This is a genomic window from Blautia sp. HCP3S3_H10_2 (assembly GCF_052122375.1).
Classification (GTDB): domain Bacteria; phylum Bacillota; class Clostridia; order Lachnospirales; family Lachnospiraceae; genus Blautia_A.
The window spans coordinates 97,394-114,511 of record NZ_JBQKCL010000015.1 but is presented as its reverse complement, the minus strand read 5'-3'; the positions used below and the strand labels follow the sequence as shown (position 1 = coordinate 114,511).

Genomic DNA, 17,118 nt, shown 5'->3' with positions numbered 1-17,118 from the left:
GAGCAATACAGAAGAAAGTAAAGGAAAACTGGAACTGGTCAAGACAGGAGCAGAGGGAAAAGCCCTTGAGGGAGCAAAATTCGACCTGTATAAAGTTGGGAATCCGGATGAAAATCGTGGTTCCTATGTAACTGGCCAAGATGGAAAGATCACAGTTGATAACGTAGAACCGGGAAGCTATTACTTTGTAGAAACAGAAGCTCCGTCAGGTTACGTAACACCAGGCGGTGAAGCGGCAAAGACAGAGACAAAGACGGTAAAAGCAGGCCAGAAGGAAAAGTTAACCTATACATTCGAGAAGAGTAATACGGAAGAAAGTAAAGGAAAACTAGAACTGCTGAAGACAGGAGCAGAAGGAGCAGCCCTTGAGGGAGCAAAATTCGACCTGTATAAAGTTGGAAATCCGGATGAAAAGCGTGGCTCTTATGTGACCGGCAAGGATGGAAAGATAACAGTTGATGACGTAGAATCGGGAAGTTATTACTTTGTAGAAACAGAAGCACCGTCAGGTTACGTAACACCAGGCGGTGAAGCGGCAAGGACAGAGACAAAGACGGTAAAAGCAGGCCAGAAGGAAAAGTTAACCTATACATTCGAGAAGAGTAATACGGAAGAAAGTAAAGGAAAACTGGAACTGCTGAAGACAGGAGCAGAAGGAGCAGCTCTTGAGGGAGCAAAATTCGACCTGTATAAGGTTGGAGATCCAGATGAAAAGCGTGGCTCTTATGTGACTGGCGAGGATGGAAAGATCACAGTTGATAATGTAGAACCGGGAAGCTATTACTTTGTGGAAACAGAAGCTCCGTCAGGCTATGTAACCCCGGTTGGAACAGATGCTAAGACTGAGACCGTAGTAGTAAAAGCAGGCCAGGCATTCGTAGTAACGTATACGACTAATGTAAGCAACACGGAGGAAAACGAAGGAAAGCTGAAACTGGAGAAGACCGGAACAGACGGTAAAAAACTTGCGGGAGCAGAGTTCGACTTATACCGTGCGGAAGAAGGAAAGGCGGACACCAAGATCAATGAAGTGTCGTTAGTAACAGATGAAAACGGAATCATTGAGATAAGTGTAGACCCAGGAAGCTATTACTTTGTAGAGACAAAGGCACCGACAGGCTATGTGACGCCAAGCGGAGATGCAGCAAAGACACAAGTAAAAGAAGTTCTTGCAAAACAGGCTGAGGTAAAAGTATATGAAGTATCAATGACAAATACGCCTACCAAAGCCACCATCACCAAAGTAGATGCCCTTGGCAACCAGCTTTCAGGTGTAGTACTTGAAATCCAGGATAAAGATGGCAACCCAATTGAGACTTGGACCACAGATGGAACACCACACGTAATCATCGGCAAACTGATTCTTGGTGAAACCTACACATTAGTTGAGAAATCTGCACCAAAAGGTTATGCTTTAGCAAAATCTGTCGAGTTTACTGTAAGTGCGGATGACACTGACAATGTAGTTACGATGGAGAACACCTACTCCGCATCCGGATCTCTGAATCTGACAGCTAAGAAGACCTTGACAACCACAGAGACATCACTTGCAGCAGGTCAGTTTACATTCGAGCTTCGGGATAAAGATGGCAATGTGCTTCAGAGCAAGACCAATGATGCTGACGGAAACGTAATCTTTGATGCAATCGAGTACAACCTTGTAAAAGATGCAGCTTACAAAGATGACACAGACAAGAAAGTAGATGCTATCGGCGACTACCTGTACACTGTAAATGAGGTGAAAGGCGACGCAGCTGGTTACACCTACGACAACACCATCTACACCATCAACGTAACCGTAGAAGATGCTGGAAACGGTACCTTAACCGTAACCCCAGTGATCCATTCCTCCAAGTCCACATCCGAGGATGCGACTGTAGCAGGCATGGAATTTACCAACACCTACAAGACATCTGGTCAGATCGTCCTCAGTGCAACCAAGACTCTGGAGGGTCAGACACTGGAAGCAGATCAGTTCAGTTTCCAGGCAACAGAAATTGATGCAGATGGAAATGCAGTAGAAAATGGTTACAACGAAACTGTGAAGAATGCTGACGGCGGTGCCATCACATTCCCAATCATCACGTACGAGAAATCCGGAAGCTATTATTACCAGATTACCGAAGTAAAAGATGAGAAACCGGCATACCAGTATGATGAAAGCAAATACGTTGTAAAAGTAGACGTAACAGATGACAATGCAGGCAAGTTAACAGCGAAAGTTACCGCAGTCACAAAGAACGGAGAACCTGTAGAGAACGGCAAACCTGTAGAGAATGGTGAACCGGAAGAGGAAAGCAGCTTTGCAAAAGCAGTTGCCTTCACTAACACCTACAGTGCTTCCGCTGACCTTGAACTGAAAGCCCAGAAGTCCATGAAGGTAGAAGGCGAAGAGCTTGGAACCTTCGAATTTGAGCTGAAAGATGCCGACGGAAATGTAATTGAAACTGTTAAGAACGATGAAAACGGTGCGATCAACTTCAGCAAGCTTTCCTATGATGAGAAAGCAGTTGGACAGACTTTCACCTACACGGTAAACGAGAAAATCCCGTCAGAAGCGGACATCTACGTATATGACAACACTGTTTATACAGTAACCGTAGAAGTAGAAGACAACCGAGATGGTACTCTGAAGCTTACCACCAAGGTGAATGGTGAAGATTACACGGAAGAAGCAATTAAATTTGTCAATGACACTACCAAGGTCACCATTTCCAAGGTGGATGATACCAGCCTGAAAGCTCTTTCCGGAGCAAAACTTCAGGTTGTGGATGCAGATGACAAGGTTGTGGAAGAGTGGGTTTCAGATGGTACTCCACATGTGATCACAGCAAAACTTGTTCTTGGTGCAACCTACAAACTGGTTGAGGCAGAAGCCCCATTAGGATATGAGATCGCAGAGCCGATCACCTTCACCGTTGATGCGGATGATACCAAGAATGCAGTTGAGATGAAGGATGCCATGACCAAGAGCGAGACAGCTGCAATTGAGATCACGAAGGAACTGAAGCTGAACGATGCACTTGCTGGTGCAAAAGACATGACCTTCTACGTAGCACTTTTTGCAGATGAAGAATGCACGATCCTTGCTTCTGATGTAAAAGCACTCGAGTTCAAGAATGCATCTTCTTCAACTGTCACATTTACAGGAGTGGATCTTGGAAGAACCTACTATGTAAGTGAGACTGACGAAGCAGGAAAGGCAGTTGAATCAGGCATGACACCTGATGGAAAAGTTTATATCCCAGTTTATCCGCAGGGCAAGGAGATCACCGTAACAGAGGATGGCGCAAAGAGCAGCATCACATTCGAGAACCAGTTCAACGAATGGCCGGATGGATTCTACAAGATCGCAAATCTGAATGTAACCAAGGAGCTTCTTGGTGCCGACGGAAATGCCCTGGAAAGCGATGGAGTCTTCTATGCAGGTATCTTTGATGACAAAGAGTGCACAACTCTTTCCACAAGAACTGAGAAGAACATCCTCACGCTTGACCTTGCTGGCGGATCTACTGTATCTGAGAGCACTCAGGCGGTTGTAATGCCTGGTGAATCCTTTAATCTCTATGTTGCAGAGACTGATGCAGAGGGAAATCTGGTTGCTGGTACGGAAGGATTTAAGTATGTAGTGACTGTTAAAGACGGAAATGTATACTTTGATGAAAATAACCTCAATGCTAAGGTAACCATCATCAATCAGGAACAGCCGGAAGCCACACCTACTGTAACTCCTGAGGAGACACCAACACCAACACCAAGCTCATCCACAGGCGTTAAGACTGGTGATGACACACCAATCGGATTCTATATGGCAATGCTCTTCCTTGCAGCCCTTGCAATCGAAGAAACAACCAGAAGACGCCGTAAAAAAGAACAGGATTAACTAATCACAATTAAATAATCAGAACCGCCCCTGCAGGAAGGAATCCTACCAGATCCGCCTGCAGGGGCGGTTCGTCTTTCCTGGGAAATTTTCCCATCCAACTCTATTGCACTTCCAGGCAACACAATGTTATAATAAACGTTACGAATGAAGTTCAGGCATACTTTGCGAGAGCCTGGATATGCTAGAAAATAAAATCAATTTCAGGAGATTTGCCGCTATCTGGCGGGCAAGCCTGAGATTTTTGGAGGAAAAAATGAAAAAAGAGAACATTCCTGCATACGAGATCGTAAAGCAAGAGAATCTGACAGACATCCATTCCACCGGATATCTGCTTCGCCACAAGAAGACCGGGGCCAGACTGGTCCTGATCGAGAATGATGATGAGAATAAGGTATTTTCCATTGCATTTCGTACCACACCGAAGAACAGTACCGGTGTTCCACATATTCTGGAGCACAGCGTTCTGTGTGGCTCCCGTGAGTTTCCACTGAAGGACCCATTTGTAGAGCTGGTGAAGGGCTCCTTAAATACCTTTTTAAATGCCATGACTTATCCGGATAAGACCTGTTATCCGGTGGCAAGCTGCAATGACCAGGACTTCCAGAACCTGATGCACGTATATCTGGACGCTGTTTTTTACCCGAATATCTATCAGAAAGAGGAGATTTTCCGCCAGGAGGGCTGGAACTATCATCTGGAGCAGAAGGAAGGCCCCCTCACATACAATGGCGTGGTATATAATGAGATGAAGGGGGCATTTTCTTCCCCAGACGAGGTGCTGGAGCGGGAGATCATGAACAATCTTTTCCCGGATAATACCTACGGTGCGGAATCCGGCGGTAATCCGGAGAACATCCCGGAGCTTTCCTATGAGGAATTCCTGGACTTCCACCGTACTTATTACCATCCGTCCAACAGCTACATTTACATGTATGGAAATATGAATATGGAGGAGAAGCTTCGTTTTATCGATGAGAAATATCTGTCGGCGTTTGATGCCCTGGATGTGGATTCTGCGATTCCCAGACAGGCAGCATTTTCCCAGGTGAAAGATCTGGAAATTGCATACCCGGTTGCAGAGAATGAGGAAGAAGAGGACAATACCTATTTTTCCTACAATATGGTTGTGGGAGATGCCATGGACAGCACCCTTGGGGTAGCCTTTGATGTGCTGGATTATGCACTGCTCAGCGCACCTGGCGCGCCGGTGAAGCAGGCCCTTCTGGATGCCGGAATCGGTAAGGACATTTATGGGGATTACAGCGATGGAATTTTACAGCCATTCTTTTCCATTGTGGCAAAAGGGGCGAAGACCAGCCAGAAGGAGCAGTTTCTGTCCATTATCCGCAGCAGCCTTCAGGACATTGTGAAGAATGGAATTGATAAGAAAGCAGTTCTTGCCGGAATCAACTATATGGAGTTCCGTTACAGAGAGGCAGATTTCGGCTCTTACCCGAAGGGACTGATGTATGGTCTTGACATCATAGGAAACTGGATGTTTGATGATGAGAATGTATTTTCCCAGGTGAAGCTTCTGGCAATCTATGACGAACTGAAAAAGAAAGTAAACGAGGGCTATTTCGAGGAGCTGATCCAGAAATGGCTTCTGGATAATACACATGGCCTGATCCTTACCCTTGTGCCGAAGCGCGGTCTTGCAGCTCAAAGAGAGAAAGCGCTGGCAGATAAGCTGGAGGCTTACAGAAGCAGTCTTTCCGATGAGCAGCTGGAGGAAATGGTGAGAAAGACAAAAGCACTGGAGGATTATCAGGAGTCTGAGGAAGACCCGGAGAACCTGAAATGTATTCCGATGCTGAAGCGCTCTGATATCCGCAAAGAGGTCAATGGCTTTTCCAATGAGGAGCTTCAGGTGGATGACAGCCTGTTTTTGTACCAGGATGTGTGCACCAATGGAATCGGTTATGTGAACGTGATGTTTGAGATCAAAGACCTGGCAGTGGAGAAGGTGCACTATCTGGGCCTTCTGAAAGCGGTTCTTGGCTATGTGGATACAGAGAATTACACATACGGACAGCTGTTTAATGAGACCAATGCCAGAACCGGTGGCATCCAGTGCGGTGTGGATGTATTTGACAAGGCCAATGATCCGGAAGCATTCCGTACCATGTTCACCATCCGCGGTAAAGCGTTGTATTCCCAGATGGATTTCCTTTTCCAGATGATGGAGGAGATTCTGAATACGTCCAAAATCACAGATACCAAGCGTCTGTATGAGATCATCTGCGAGATCAAATCAAGAGGTCAGGCTTCCCTGATCGGGGCAGGCCACCAGACAGCAGTGCTGCGCGGTGCTTCCTATGGTTCCCCGATGGCACGCTATCAGGATGAAATGGCAGGTGTTGGTTATTATAAATTTATTGAAGACCTGGAGAAGAATTTCCAGGAGAAAAAGGGTGAGATCGTGGCCGGACTGCAGAATGCGATGGCAGAGATCATCCGCCCGGATACGTTTATGGTAAGCTACACAGGAGAGAGAGAATCGGTGGAGCAGATGAGAACTCTTTTTGCTGCTTTGAAGAAGAGCCTGCCAGAGTGCTCCTGCCAGGTTCCAGAGGTTTCCATAACCTGTGAGAAAAAGAACGAAGGATTCAAGACCTCCGGTCAGGTTCAGTATGTGGCCAGAACCGGTAATTTTGTAAAGAAAGGTTTTACTTACACTGGTGCGCTGGAGATTCTGAAGGTGGCTTTAAGTTATGATTACCTGTGGATCAATCTCCGCGTAAAAGGCGGCGCATATGGATGTATGAGCGGCTTTAAGAGAAGCGGAGAGAGTTTCTTCGTTTCCTACAGGGATCCTCATCTTCGCCGTACTCTGGATGTATACCAGGGGGTACCGGAATATGTGCGTACTTTTGCAGCAGATGAGCGGGAAATGACCAAATATATCATCGGAACCATCAGTGGAAAAGATGTGCCGCGTACTCCACAGACCCAGGGCGCACTTGGCAGAATGGCATATTTCCGCGGCCTTACCGTAGAGATGATGCAGAAAGAGCGTGACCAGATCCTGAATGCGACTGTAGAAGATATTCATGCACTGGCACCGCTGATCGAAGCGGTACTTTCCGACGACCAGCTTTGCGTGGTGGGAAGTGAGAGCGCCATTGAGAAGGACAAAGACGTATTTATGGAGACGAAGCCGCTGGTAAGCTGCTGAAGATATAAGAAAGAATGAGGATATAATAAATGAAACCAGATTTTAAATCCGGATTTGTGGCTATCATCGGCCGCCCGAACGTTGGCAAATCTACCCTGATGAACCATCTGATCGGCCAGAAGATCGCTATCACATCCAAGAAACCCCAGACTACCAGAAACCGTATCCAGACCGTTTATACCTGTGATAAGGGACAGATCGTTTTTCTGGACACCCCTGGTATCCACAAGGCGAAAAACAAGCTTGGAGAGTACATGGTAGCTGTTGCAGAGCGTACCCTGAAAGAGGTTGACGCTATTATGTGGCTGGTTGAGCCATCTACCTTTATCGGCGCAGGAGAGCGCCATATTGCAGAGCAGCTGCAGGGCGTTGGTGTGCCGGTTATCCTGATCATCAATAAGATCGATACCGTGAAAAAAGAGGAGATTCTTCCGGCGATTGACACATACCGCAAGATCTGCGATTTTGCCGAGATTATTCCATGCTCAGCCCTTCGTGGACAGAATACAGATGATATTATCGACAGTATCTTGAAATATCTGCCTTATGGACCAATGTTCTATGATGAGGACACCGTAACGGATCAGCCCCAGCGCCAGATCGTAGCAGAGGTGATCCGTGAGAAAGCTCTTCATGCCCTGGATGCAGAGATTCCGCACGGAATTGCAGTAGCCATTGACAAGATGAAGGAACGTCCTGGCAAAAATCCTATGATAGATATCGAAGCGACTATTATCTGCGAGAGAGATTCTCACAAGGGAATTATCATCGGAAAAGGCGGCGCCATGCTGAAAAAGATCGGCAGCAACGCCAGATATGAGCTGGAGCGGATGCTGGATTCCAAGGTGAATCTGAAGCTTTGGGTAAAAGTGAAAAAAGACTGGCGTGACAGTGACTTTATGATCAAAAACTTTGGTTACGATAAGAAGGAAATCTGAAAATGAGTGATCTGATCACGGTACAGGGCGTTGTGCTTTCGGCCCAGCCGGTAGGGGATTATGACAAGCGGATCGTGCTTCTTACCAGGGAACGGGGGAAGATTTCTGCCTTTGCCAAAGGTGCCAGACGTCAGAACAGTCCCTTTATGGCGGCGGCGAATCCTTTTGTATTCGGGAATTTCACTCTGTATGAGGGACGCAGCAGCTATAATCTGAACCAGGTGACCGTGACCCATCATTTTGTGGAGCTTGCCACCAGGCAGCCGGGAGTTTATTATGGATACTATTTCCTGGAGCTTGCCGATTATTTCGGAAGAGAGGGCACAGATGAAAAGAATATGATGAATCTTCTTTATCTTGCTGTGAAGGCTCTTCTGAATCCGGAACTGGATGACCGGCTGGTGCGTTGTGTTTTTGAGCTCCGTACAATGACGGAGCAGGGATTGATGCCGGAGCTTTTTCACTGTGTAAACTGTGGGGAAGCGCCTGACGGGGAAGGCAACCTGTATTTTTCCCAGGAGGCACATGGTATTCTGGACGGGGGATGTCTGCGTAAGGCGGACATCCAGGAGGTACGGACAGCGAAGCGGATTTCCCCGGCTGCACTTTATACCATGCAGTATATTGTCAGTGCGCCGATGACGAAGCTGTACAGCTTTACAGTGACAGAAGAAGTCCTGTGGGAGCTGGAACATCATATACAGCCTTATGTGGCGGGAAATACAGACAAGAAATTTAAAAGCCTGCAGATATTGGAGGTTATGGTGTAGTTAGAATGTATAAAAATGATGTTAGTGTCAAAAGGTCTTTTGACACTAACTCGATACCACGGATTGTTCCGCAGCTACGCTGCTCCCACAATCCTTCAAACATTCGGAATCCGCTGATTTACTACGTAAATCGCTACTTCCTCATGTTTGGCGGGTCCCAAGATCAAAAGCTTTATCGTGCAAGCACGAACAGCTTTTTGACCTTTTGACCCTGGTATCATAAAATTGAGTACGTGGTAAAACTTTACAAAATGAAAAGTAACGAGTATAATGTTAGAAAATCATCTATCAAACAATGAGGAGAGATATCATGGAAAAAACAATGGACAAGATTATTGCTCTGGCAAAAGCAAGAGGATTTGTTTACCCGGGTTCTGAGATCTACGGTGGTCTGGCTAATACATGGGACTATGGTAACCTTGGTGTAGAGCTGAAGAATAATGTGAAACGTGCATGGTGGCAGAAATTTATTCAGGAGTCTCCGTATAACGTAGGCGTTGACTGCGCTATCCTGATGAATCCGCAGACCTGGATCGCTTCCGGACATCTGGGAAGCTTTTCTGACCCGCTTATGGATTGTAAAGAGTGTCATGAGCGTTTCCGTGCAGATAAGATCATCGAGGACTACAGCCAGGAGAATGGCATCGAGCTGGAGAGCTCTGTAGACGGATGGTCCCAGGAAGAGATGAAGAATTTCATCGAAGAGCATAATGTTCCATGTCCTTCCTGCGGTAAGCATAATTTCACAGATATCCGTCAGTTCAACCTGATGTTCAAGACCTTCCAGGGCGTAACTGAGGATGCGAAGAATACTGTATATTTAAGACCTGAGACAGCACAGGGTATTTTCGTAAACTTCAAGAATGTCCAGAGAACATCCCGTAAGAAGATTCCATTTGGTATCGGTCAGATCGGTAAATCCTTCCGTAACGAGATCACACCTGGTAACTTTACATTCCGTACCCGTGAGTTTGAGCAGATGGAGCTTGAGTTCTTCTGCGAGCCGGACACAGACCTTGAGTGGTTTGCATATTGGAAGAACTTCTGCCTGAACTGGCTGCATTCCCTTGGCCTGAAGGATGAGGAAGTCCGTTACCGTGACCATGATAAAGAGGAGCTGAGCTTCTACAGCAAGGCTACCACAGATGTAGAGTTCCTTTTCCCATTCGGATGGGGCGAGCTTTGGGGAATCGCTGACAGAACTGACTACGATCTTACCCAGCATCAGAATGTATCCGGACAGGATCTTACTTACTTCGATGATGAGAAGAAGCAGAAATATATTCCATATGTAATTGAGCCGTCACTTGGCGCTGACCGTGTAGTTCTTGCATTCCTTTGCAGTGCATATGATGAGGAAGTTCTTGACGCAGAGAAGAATGATGTGCGTACTGTCCTTCATTTCCATCCGGCACTTGCACCGGTTAAGATCGGTGTGCTTCCACTTTCCAAGAAGCTGAATGAGGGTGCTGAGAAGATCTACGCCCAGTTATCTAAGAAATATAACTGCGAGTTCGATGACCGTGGAAACATTGGTAAACGTTACAGAAGACAGGATGAGATCGGTACTCCGTTCTGTGTAACCTATGATTTCGATTCTGAGACAGATGGTATGGTTACGGTTCGTGACCGTGATTCCATGGAGCAGGTTCGTATTAAGATCGACGAGCTGGATGCTTATTTTGCTGATAAATTTACTTTCTAAGATGTGGGAACGCATTTAAGAAATTTATGTGGCTGGTATTTTTCGGAATAATAGAGCGAATAAAGTGAATAAAAGGGGGCTGACTTTCTATCTGTATGGGAAGTTAGTCCCTTTCAACTGTTAAGAAATACCATGGATGGATTGTCAGTGGATACTATTTATGGTGCTGCCCGCGGGGCAGTTAAGTTCTTTGGATTTTGGAGTTACGAGGAAATGAAGAAACAACGTTGGACGTGTATTGATATTTTGAAATGCCTGGCTGCCATTGCAGTAGTGGAGATCCACAAGCCTCTGGAAATACAAAGAGGAGCAGAGCTTGTGATCCTGTGCCGCTTTGCAGTACCTGTGTTTTTCATGATCACTGGTTTTTTTTACCCGGAAACAGTGGCGAGAAAGCGGGAACTGAAGCAGCTTGGCAAAATTTTTACCATTACCATTGGTGCGAATCTGTTTTACCTGCTGTGGAAAATCCTTCTGGCAGTTGAGACAGGGGAAAATATAAAAGGAGCACTGCTGGCCCGGTTTGAGGAAAGAGTACCAGAGGATTTCGTTTTGTGGAATCTTTCTCCGCTTTCGCCTCATTTATGGTATCTGCAGGCTCTTCTCTATGTGCTTATCATTGCATTTATTGTGGAGCATCTGGGCTTGCAGAAGCTGGCGTATCTGCTGATTCCGGTGTTGTTGGTGGGAAATCTCATAAAGGGAAATTATTCCCTGCTCCTTCTTGGAAAAGATTATTGTCATGTTTATTATGCGAGAAATTTTCTGTATTGTGGTCTGCCATTCTTCTGGCTGGGATGCTGGTTTGGCTCCAGGAAGGAAGCCCTTCTTAGCTTTCTGGACAAAAATAAGCTGGCAGTCCTTTTATGCGGTGTTCCCTTCTTCTGGAACCTGGCTCTTCTGGAACAAAAGTGGCTGGAAAAGAGAAATGCTCTTGGAACCCAGGAAGAGTACGCCGGAACCATTTTTCTGGCAATCTGTATTTTCCTTCTTTTCGTTGGCTGGCAGAACTTTTACAGGGAGAATGCTTTTACCAGCATGCTGGCAAAAGTGGGAAAAGACTATTCCATGCTTATTTATGTTCTCCACTACGCGGTCCTGCAGGCTTTGTCCAGATGCTTTAAAGGCAGAAAAAATCTGCTGGCAAGAGGATATCATCAGTATGGGATGGTGTTTGTGTTTGCCATCACTGTGTTGATGGTGGCGGTTTATATTTATGCAAGGAAAAAATTGAGGATGGCTTCACAGGCAAAAGGTTGTGAGTAAAGATGTTTCATGGAGCTATATGAAAAGGATTAAATGAGTAAAAAAATCGGTACACTTCAAAAAAAGAGGAAGTGTACCGATTTTTTGCCTATGTAGATAACGGGCCCACGCTTTAGAAACTTATTCTAAGAAGTGGAAGAATGGTTTTAGAATACCTCAATGGTATATGCTGTCTCAAACATCTCATCCATCTTCAGATGGTTGATAAATGGTTTCTCAGATAATTCTCCGTTGAATCCGCAGTCATCACAGCGTCCCATCCATGGCTCCAGGCAGACAAACGGGGCTTCAGAGGAAGCAGACCAGATGCCAAAGTTGGGGAAGCCTACGCAACGGAGCTCCACATAAGGAGTGCCGTCTGGAAGAGCAATGCCAGCCTTTGTGATCTGATTGTCAAATACCAGGGCATCGTGATCAAACATATGGTCATCAATCTGGCAGGTGCCGTTTTCCAAGGTAAGAGTGCTCTTCTCGTCCGCTTTGGCAGTACCGGTTTCCGGATCCAGAAGAAGATAGGTAAGGCTGTCCTGTCCATCAAAGGTCAGGCGGTAATCACTTCTTCTGGTATCTGGCAGTACAGGCACATTGAATGCCGGGTGCCCGCCAATTGCGAAATACATGTCGCCTTCACTGTTATTTGCAACCTTCCAGCTGACTGTAAGAGTACGTCCTTTCAGGATATGGCGGATGCGGAGCACGAAATCGTAAGGATACGCTTTGTGAGTTTCTTCGTTGGAGCGGATCTGATGAGTCACAGAATCCAGTGTGGAATCAATACATGTGAAATCTGTATCACGGGCAAAGCCATGCTGCCTGGAAGCATACTCCTGACCGTTAATGCGGTAGCAGTTCTTATAATGCTTTCCTACATTTGGGAAAAGAACCGGCGCATGACGGCCCCAGAATTTCGGATCTCCCTGCCAGATCACTTCTCTGTCTTTTTCCTTATCATAGATGCTCACAAGCTCAGCACCATGGTCTTCAATCGTTACTTTCAGAAAATCATTTTCGATAATTCGTTTCATGATGTAAAACCTCCGTGTGTGATGTTGGGTATATTATACTACGGTGGGTGACAATTGTGTATCTTAATTTGGAATTAGGATCTTTTGGGCTGCCATTTGGGACAGAAAAAGCACCATTTGGAAAAAAATCTCCCACAGAGATGCGAGATGTGCTATAAAAAACGTATTAACAGCATCCGTTATGGATATGAAGAAATAAAATAGTTGAAGGAGTTTAGCTTATGTTACGCATTAACGAATTTAAAGTCGAAAATCTGTCTTCCGGTTGTGTTACAGACAATCCGGCACCTGTATTTTCTTTTTCCATGATAAGTTCAGAGAAAAATGTTCTGCTGAAAAAGGCAGTGTTGTCTGTGAATAACTGGATGGAGGAGTTCAGACAGCAGACAGGAATTGTGTATAATGGACCTAAACTGACTCCTTTTACCAGATATCTGGCAACTCTGGAAATTACAGATAATTATGGGGAAACGGCAAGCACTTCCCTGGAGTTTGAAACCGGTTTTATGGGAAAAGAATGGAACGCTTCCTGGATAACAGACGGTGCTTATCAGTTTAAAGAGCGCAAAAAATCCCCCAGACCAATGACATTTAAGAAGGATTTTTCCATAAAAGGGGAAATCAGACAGGCAAGAATTTATTCCACAGCCCTTGGAATCTATGAACTTGAGCTGAATGGCAAAAAGGTGGGGAATGATTATTTTGCTCCAGGCTATACCTCCTATAAACATCAGCTTCAGTATCAGATGTACGATATTACAGAAGAATTAAGGAAACAAAACCAGCTTGTGGCAGTTGTGGGCGGAGGCTGGGCAGCTGGCTCTTATACCTACAAAAGAATGAACCGGATCTATGCAAAACGACAGGCATTTCTTGGAGAAATCCACATTCTCTATAAGGATGGTACACAGGAAATCATAAGCACAGATGAAACCTGGCAGGTGACGGAAAATGGAAATTTCCGGGAGGCAGAATTTTATGATGGTGAAGTCTATGATGGGACTGTGAATCTGGAAAAAGCTTCTTTTTGCAATGCCAGTATTGAAAAGGTGAAAATCAGGCCCCAGCTGCTGGCCCAGTATGGAAGCCTGGTAAAAGCTCATGAACAGTTTGAACCAATATCCTGCCAGATATCCCCATCTGGGATGCTGATCTATGATTTCGGCCAGAATATGGCAGGTGTGATACAGGCAGACATACAGGGAAGAGCCGGAGAAAGGATTGTTTTTCATCATGCGGAAGTCCTTCTGGACGGAGAATTATATACAAAACCATTGCGAAGTGCCAGGCAGCAGGCTGTTTATATCTGCAAAGAAGGCGAACAGAAATATTCGCCAAGGATGACCTATATGGGATTTCGGTATGTTGGGGTAAGCGGAATCCCTGTGGATAGAATAAAATTAAAGGCGGTCGCGCTGTATTCAGACCTTCCGGAAAATGGAGAGTTTTCCTGTTCAGAGCCTATGCTGGATAAGCTTCAATCCTGCATTGAATGGAGTGCCAAATCCAATTTCGTAGATATCCCTACGGATTGTCCACAGAGGGATGAACGTCTGGGATGGACAGGTGATATTGCGCTTTTTGCGCCTACAGCTGCCTATAATTTTGACATGAGCCGCTTTTTTGACAAATGGCTGAAGGACATGCGGGCAGAGCAGAACCAAGGTGGAGGGATACCCATGATCGTTCCCATGGTAAAGATTCCGGGGCAGTTTGAGATGATGTTCCCATTGGCCGCAGATCACTGGGGAGATGCCTGTATTCTTGTTCCATGGGCAGAATATAAGGCAAGAGGTGACATAGAACTTCTGCGAAAAATGTACCCTTCCATGAAAAAATATATAAAAGCATGTAAATTCTGGGCGGGACTTTTCTCTACTCCCAAAAACAAACGGATCTGGAAGCTTTTGTTCCATTATGGTGACTGGTGTGCGCCGGATATGGGCTACAAAGACTGGATGAAGCGTGGAAAATGGACTGGAACTGCCTGTCTTGCACATTCATCTGGAATTGTTTCAGAAATTGCCGGAATTCTGGGAGAAACAGAAGAGGCAGAGGAATATAAGAAATTAAGCCAGGAAACAGCCCAGGCTTACCGCAATATTCTGATGGATGAAAACTGCCATATTAAAGGTGGAGATTTTCAGACCGCGTTTGTTTTGCCCTTGTATTACAATATGCTGTCTGGAAATGACAAAAAGACAACGGCTGCAAATCTGGTAAATTTGATCCGTGATAACAATTATAATATAAAAACAGGATTTCCGGGAACGCCATATGTGCTTTTCGCCCTGGCAGATAACGGCTATCTGGAGGATGCGTACAAAATGCTTCTCACAGATACCTGCCCTTCCTGGCTCTATGAGGTAAAAGCTGGTGCGACGACCATGTGGGAGCGCTGGGATGCCCTCCGGGAGGATGGCAGCTGCAATCTGGGGGAGGACAACGGAAGCGGTGGAATGGTATCCTTCAACCATTATGCAAATGGTGCAGTGGGGGATTTCTTTTACAGACGTATTCTGGGAATTGAAGCCACAGAGGGAGGATATAAGACATTTCGCATTGCACCGCAGCCTGGCGGTGGCCTTTCCTGGGCTATAGGAAATGTAAATACTCCATATGGCCGGATCCGGGTTTCATGGACCATAGAGAACGGCCGCTTTAAGCTGGAAACAGAAGTTCCTGCCGGAACCAAATGCGAAATCATACTTCCATCAGGACGAAAGGTTACAGAAGGAAGCGGCAGTTATTCCTATGAAGAGCTGCTTGGCTGAGATTTCCTGGGAAATTTTAAACACGCTCCAGAAGGTGCTTTGATAATTGGAAAAGAGAAAACGCCATACAATATGCACAAAATGACTAACGGAATGCGCTCGCACTTCCCAAAAAGAAAGCAAAAGTATATATAAAAGAATAAAAAGACAACGAAATAATATACATAATACACAATATCACATTGACTTTGCCATAGACGTTTGGTAAACTATACAATTATAGGGCGAAAAAAGTATCCGCCGCCCAGAATTATCCAGAATAGAGGAGGAATACCACAATGGCAAAGAAAAGAAATATTATTGTAGGACAGTCCGGAGGCCCCACATCTGTAATCAATTCCAGTCTTGCTGGTGTATATAAGAACGCAGTAGAGCGTGGCTTTGACAAGGTATATGGAATGCTCCACGGCATTCAGGGACTTCTGGACGAGCAGTATATCGACCTTTCCACCCAGATCCATTCCGAGCTGGACATTGAGCTTTTGAAAAGGACACCGTCCGCTTTTCTTGGTTCCTGCCGCTATAAACTTCCGGAGATTCACGAAGACCGGAGCATTTATGAGAAGATATTTGAAATCCTGAACAAACTGGATATTTATGCATTTATCTATATTGGTGGAAATGATTCCATGGACACCATTAAGAAATTATCTGATTATGCTATTATTACCGGCCAGACCCAGAAATTCCTGGGCGTACCTAAGACGATCGACAATGACCTTGCCCTTACCGACCACACACCGGGCTTCGGAAGTGCAGCCAAATACATTGCAGCTTCCACGAAAGAGGTCATTCGCGATGCAGAAGGCCTTACCTATAAAAAAAATATGATCACCATCATGGAAATCATGGGAAGAAATGCCGGATGGCTCACAGGTGCCACCGCACTTTCCAAGTCAGAGGACTGCGAAGGCCCGGATCTTATTTACCTTCCGGAGGTTCCTTTTGACATTGACAAATTCCTTGCAAAAGTAAAAGATCTTCTGAAAAAGAAATCTTCCGTTGTCATCGCCGTATCCGAAGGAATCAAGCTGGCTGACGGACGCTATGTGTGCGAGCTTGGAAATGTAGGGGATTATGTGGATGCATTTGGTCACAAGCAGCTTCAGGGAACTGCCACCTATCTGGCTAATTTCCTGGCAGCAGAGTGCGGCTGCAAGACCCGCGCCGTGGAACTTTCCACATTACAGAGAAGTGCTTCCCACATGGCTTCCCGTGTGGACATTGACGAGGCTATGATGGTGGGCGGAGCAGCAGTAAAGGCTGCAGACGAAGGCGATACTGGCAAGATGGTGGTAATCGACCGTGTATCCGACGATCCGTACATGGCAGCGACCGGAATCTATGACGTACACCGCATTGCAAATGAAGAGAAGCTGGTTCCGAGAAACTGGATGAACAAAGAAGCAAATAATGTGACCAAGGACTTTATCGACTATATCAAACCACTGATTCAGGGTGATTACCAGCCGATCATGGTGAACGGCGTCCCACGTCATCTGGTGCTGAATACTGGAAGAAAAAAGAAAAATTGAGAAAATGATAAAAAATCGACTGTTTTTTACCAGAATAACCT

The 17,118-nt window shown here is 45.6% G+C and carries 9 protein-coding genes; 8 read left to right on the top strand and 1 reads right to left on the bottom strand.

Translation table 11 applies throughout. The annotated features are described in order from the left end of the window. From ACTQWB_RS15265 to ACTQWB_RS15240, 6 genes are all read left to right on the top strand, one after another. A partial coding sequence (locus ACTQWB_RS15265) for a SpaA isopeptide-forming pilin-related protein (RefSeq protein WP_441502218.1) occupies positions 1–3,883 on the top strand: 3,883 nt, incomplete at its 5' end. Between the two features lie 256 nt (positions 3,884–4,139). Further along, positions 4,140–7,064 carry an insulinase family protein gene (locus ACTQWB_RS15260; protein ID WP_441502219.1) on the top strand — a complete coding sequence of 975 codons (2,925 nt, stop codon included), beginning with the start codon at positions 4,140–4,142 and terminating at the stop codon, positions 7,062–7,064. 29 nt (positions 7,065–7,093) lie between these two features. Beyond that, complete coding sequence (gene era, locus ACTQWB_RS15255) at positions 7,094–8,002, top strand: GTPase Era (protein ID WP_441502220.1); 909 nt, start codon at positions 7,094–7,096, stop codon at positions 8,000–8,002. A 2-nt stretch (positions 8,003–8,004) separates the two neighbouring features. Next, positions 8,005–8,772, top strand: coding sequence for a DNA repair protein RecO (recO, locus tag ACTQWB_RS15250; protein WP_441502221.1), 768 nt, complete (start codon positions 8,005–8,007; stop codon positions 8,770–8,772). A gap of 310 nt (positions 8,773–9,082) precedes the next feature. After that, positions 9,083–10,477: a glycine--tRNA ligase gene (locus ACTQWB_RS15245; protein ID WP_441502222.1), complete on the top strand. Its 1,395-nt coding sequence runs from the start codon at positions 9,083–9,085 to the stop codon at positions 10,475–10,477. Positions 10,478–10,690: 213 nt separating this feature from the next. Next, positions 10,691–11,743 (top strand): acyltransferase family protein, encoded by a 1,053-nt coding sequence (locus ACTQWB_RS15240; RefSeq protein WP_441502223.1) that lies wholly within the window; start codon positions 10,691–10,693, stop codon positions 11,741–11,743. A gap of 146 nt (positions 11,744–11,889) precedes the next feature. Here ACTQWB_RS15240 and ACTQWB_RS15235 read toward each other — a convergent pair whose 3' ends face one another. After that, positions 11,890–12,768 (bottom strand): aldose 1-epimerase family protein, encoded by an 879-nt coding sequence (locus tag ACTQWB_RS15235; protein WP_441502224.1) that lies wholly within the window; start codon positions 12,766–12,768, stop codon positions 11,890–11,892. 221 nt (positions 12,769–12,989) lie between these two features. On the opposite strand from ACTQWB_RS15235, the gene ACTQWB_RS15230 reads away from it, so the two are divergent. Next, positions 12,990–15,542, top strand: a complete 2,553-nt coding sequence (locus ACTQWB_RS15230; protein ID WP_441502225.1) for a family 78 glycoside hydrolase catalytic domain — start codon at positions 12,990–12,992, stop codon at positions 15,540–15,542. 278 nt (positions 15,543–15,820) lie between these two features. Beyond that, positions 15,821–17,077, top strand: coding sequence for a 6-phosphofructokinase (locus ACTQWB_RS15225; protein WP_441502226.1), 1,257 nt, complete (start codon positions 15,821–15,823; stop codon positions 17,075–17,077). The last annotated feature ends 41 nt before the right edge of the window (positions 17,078–17,118 follow it).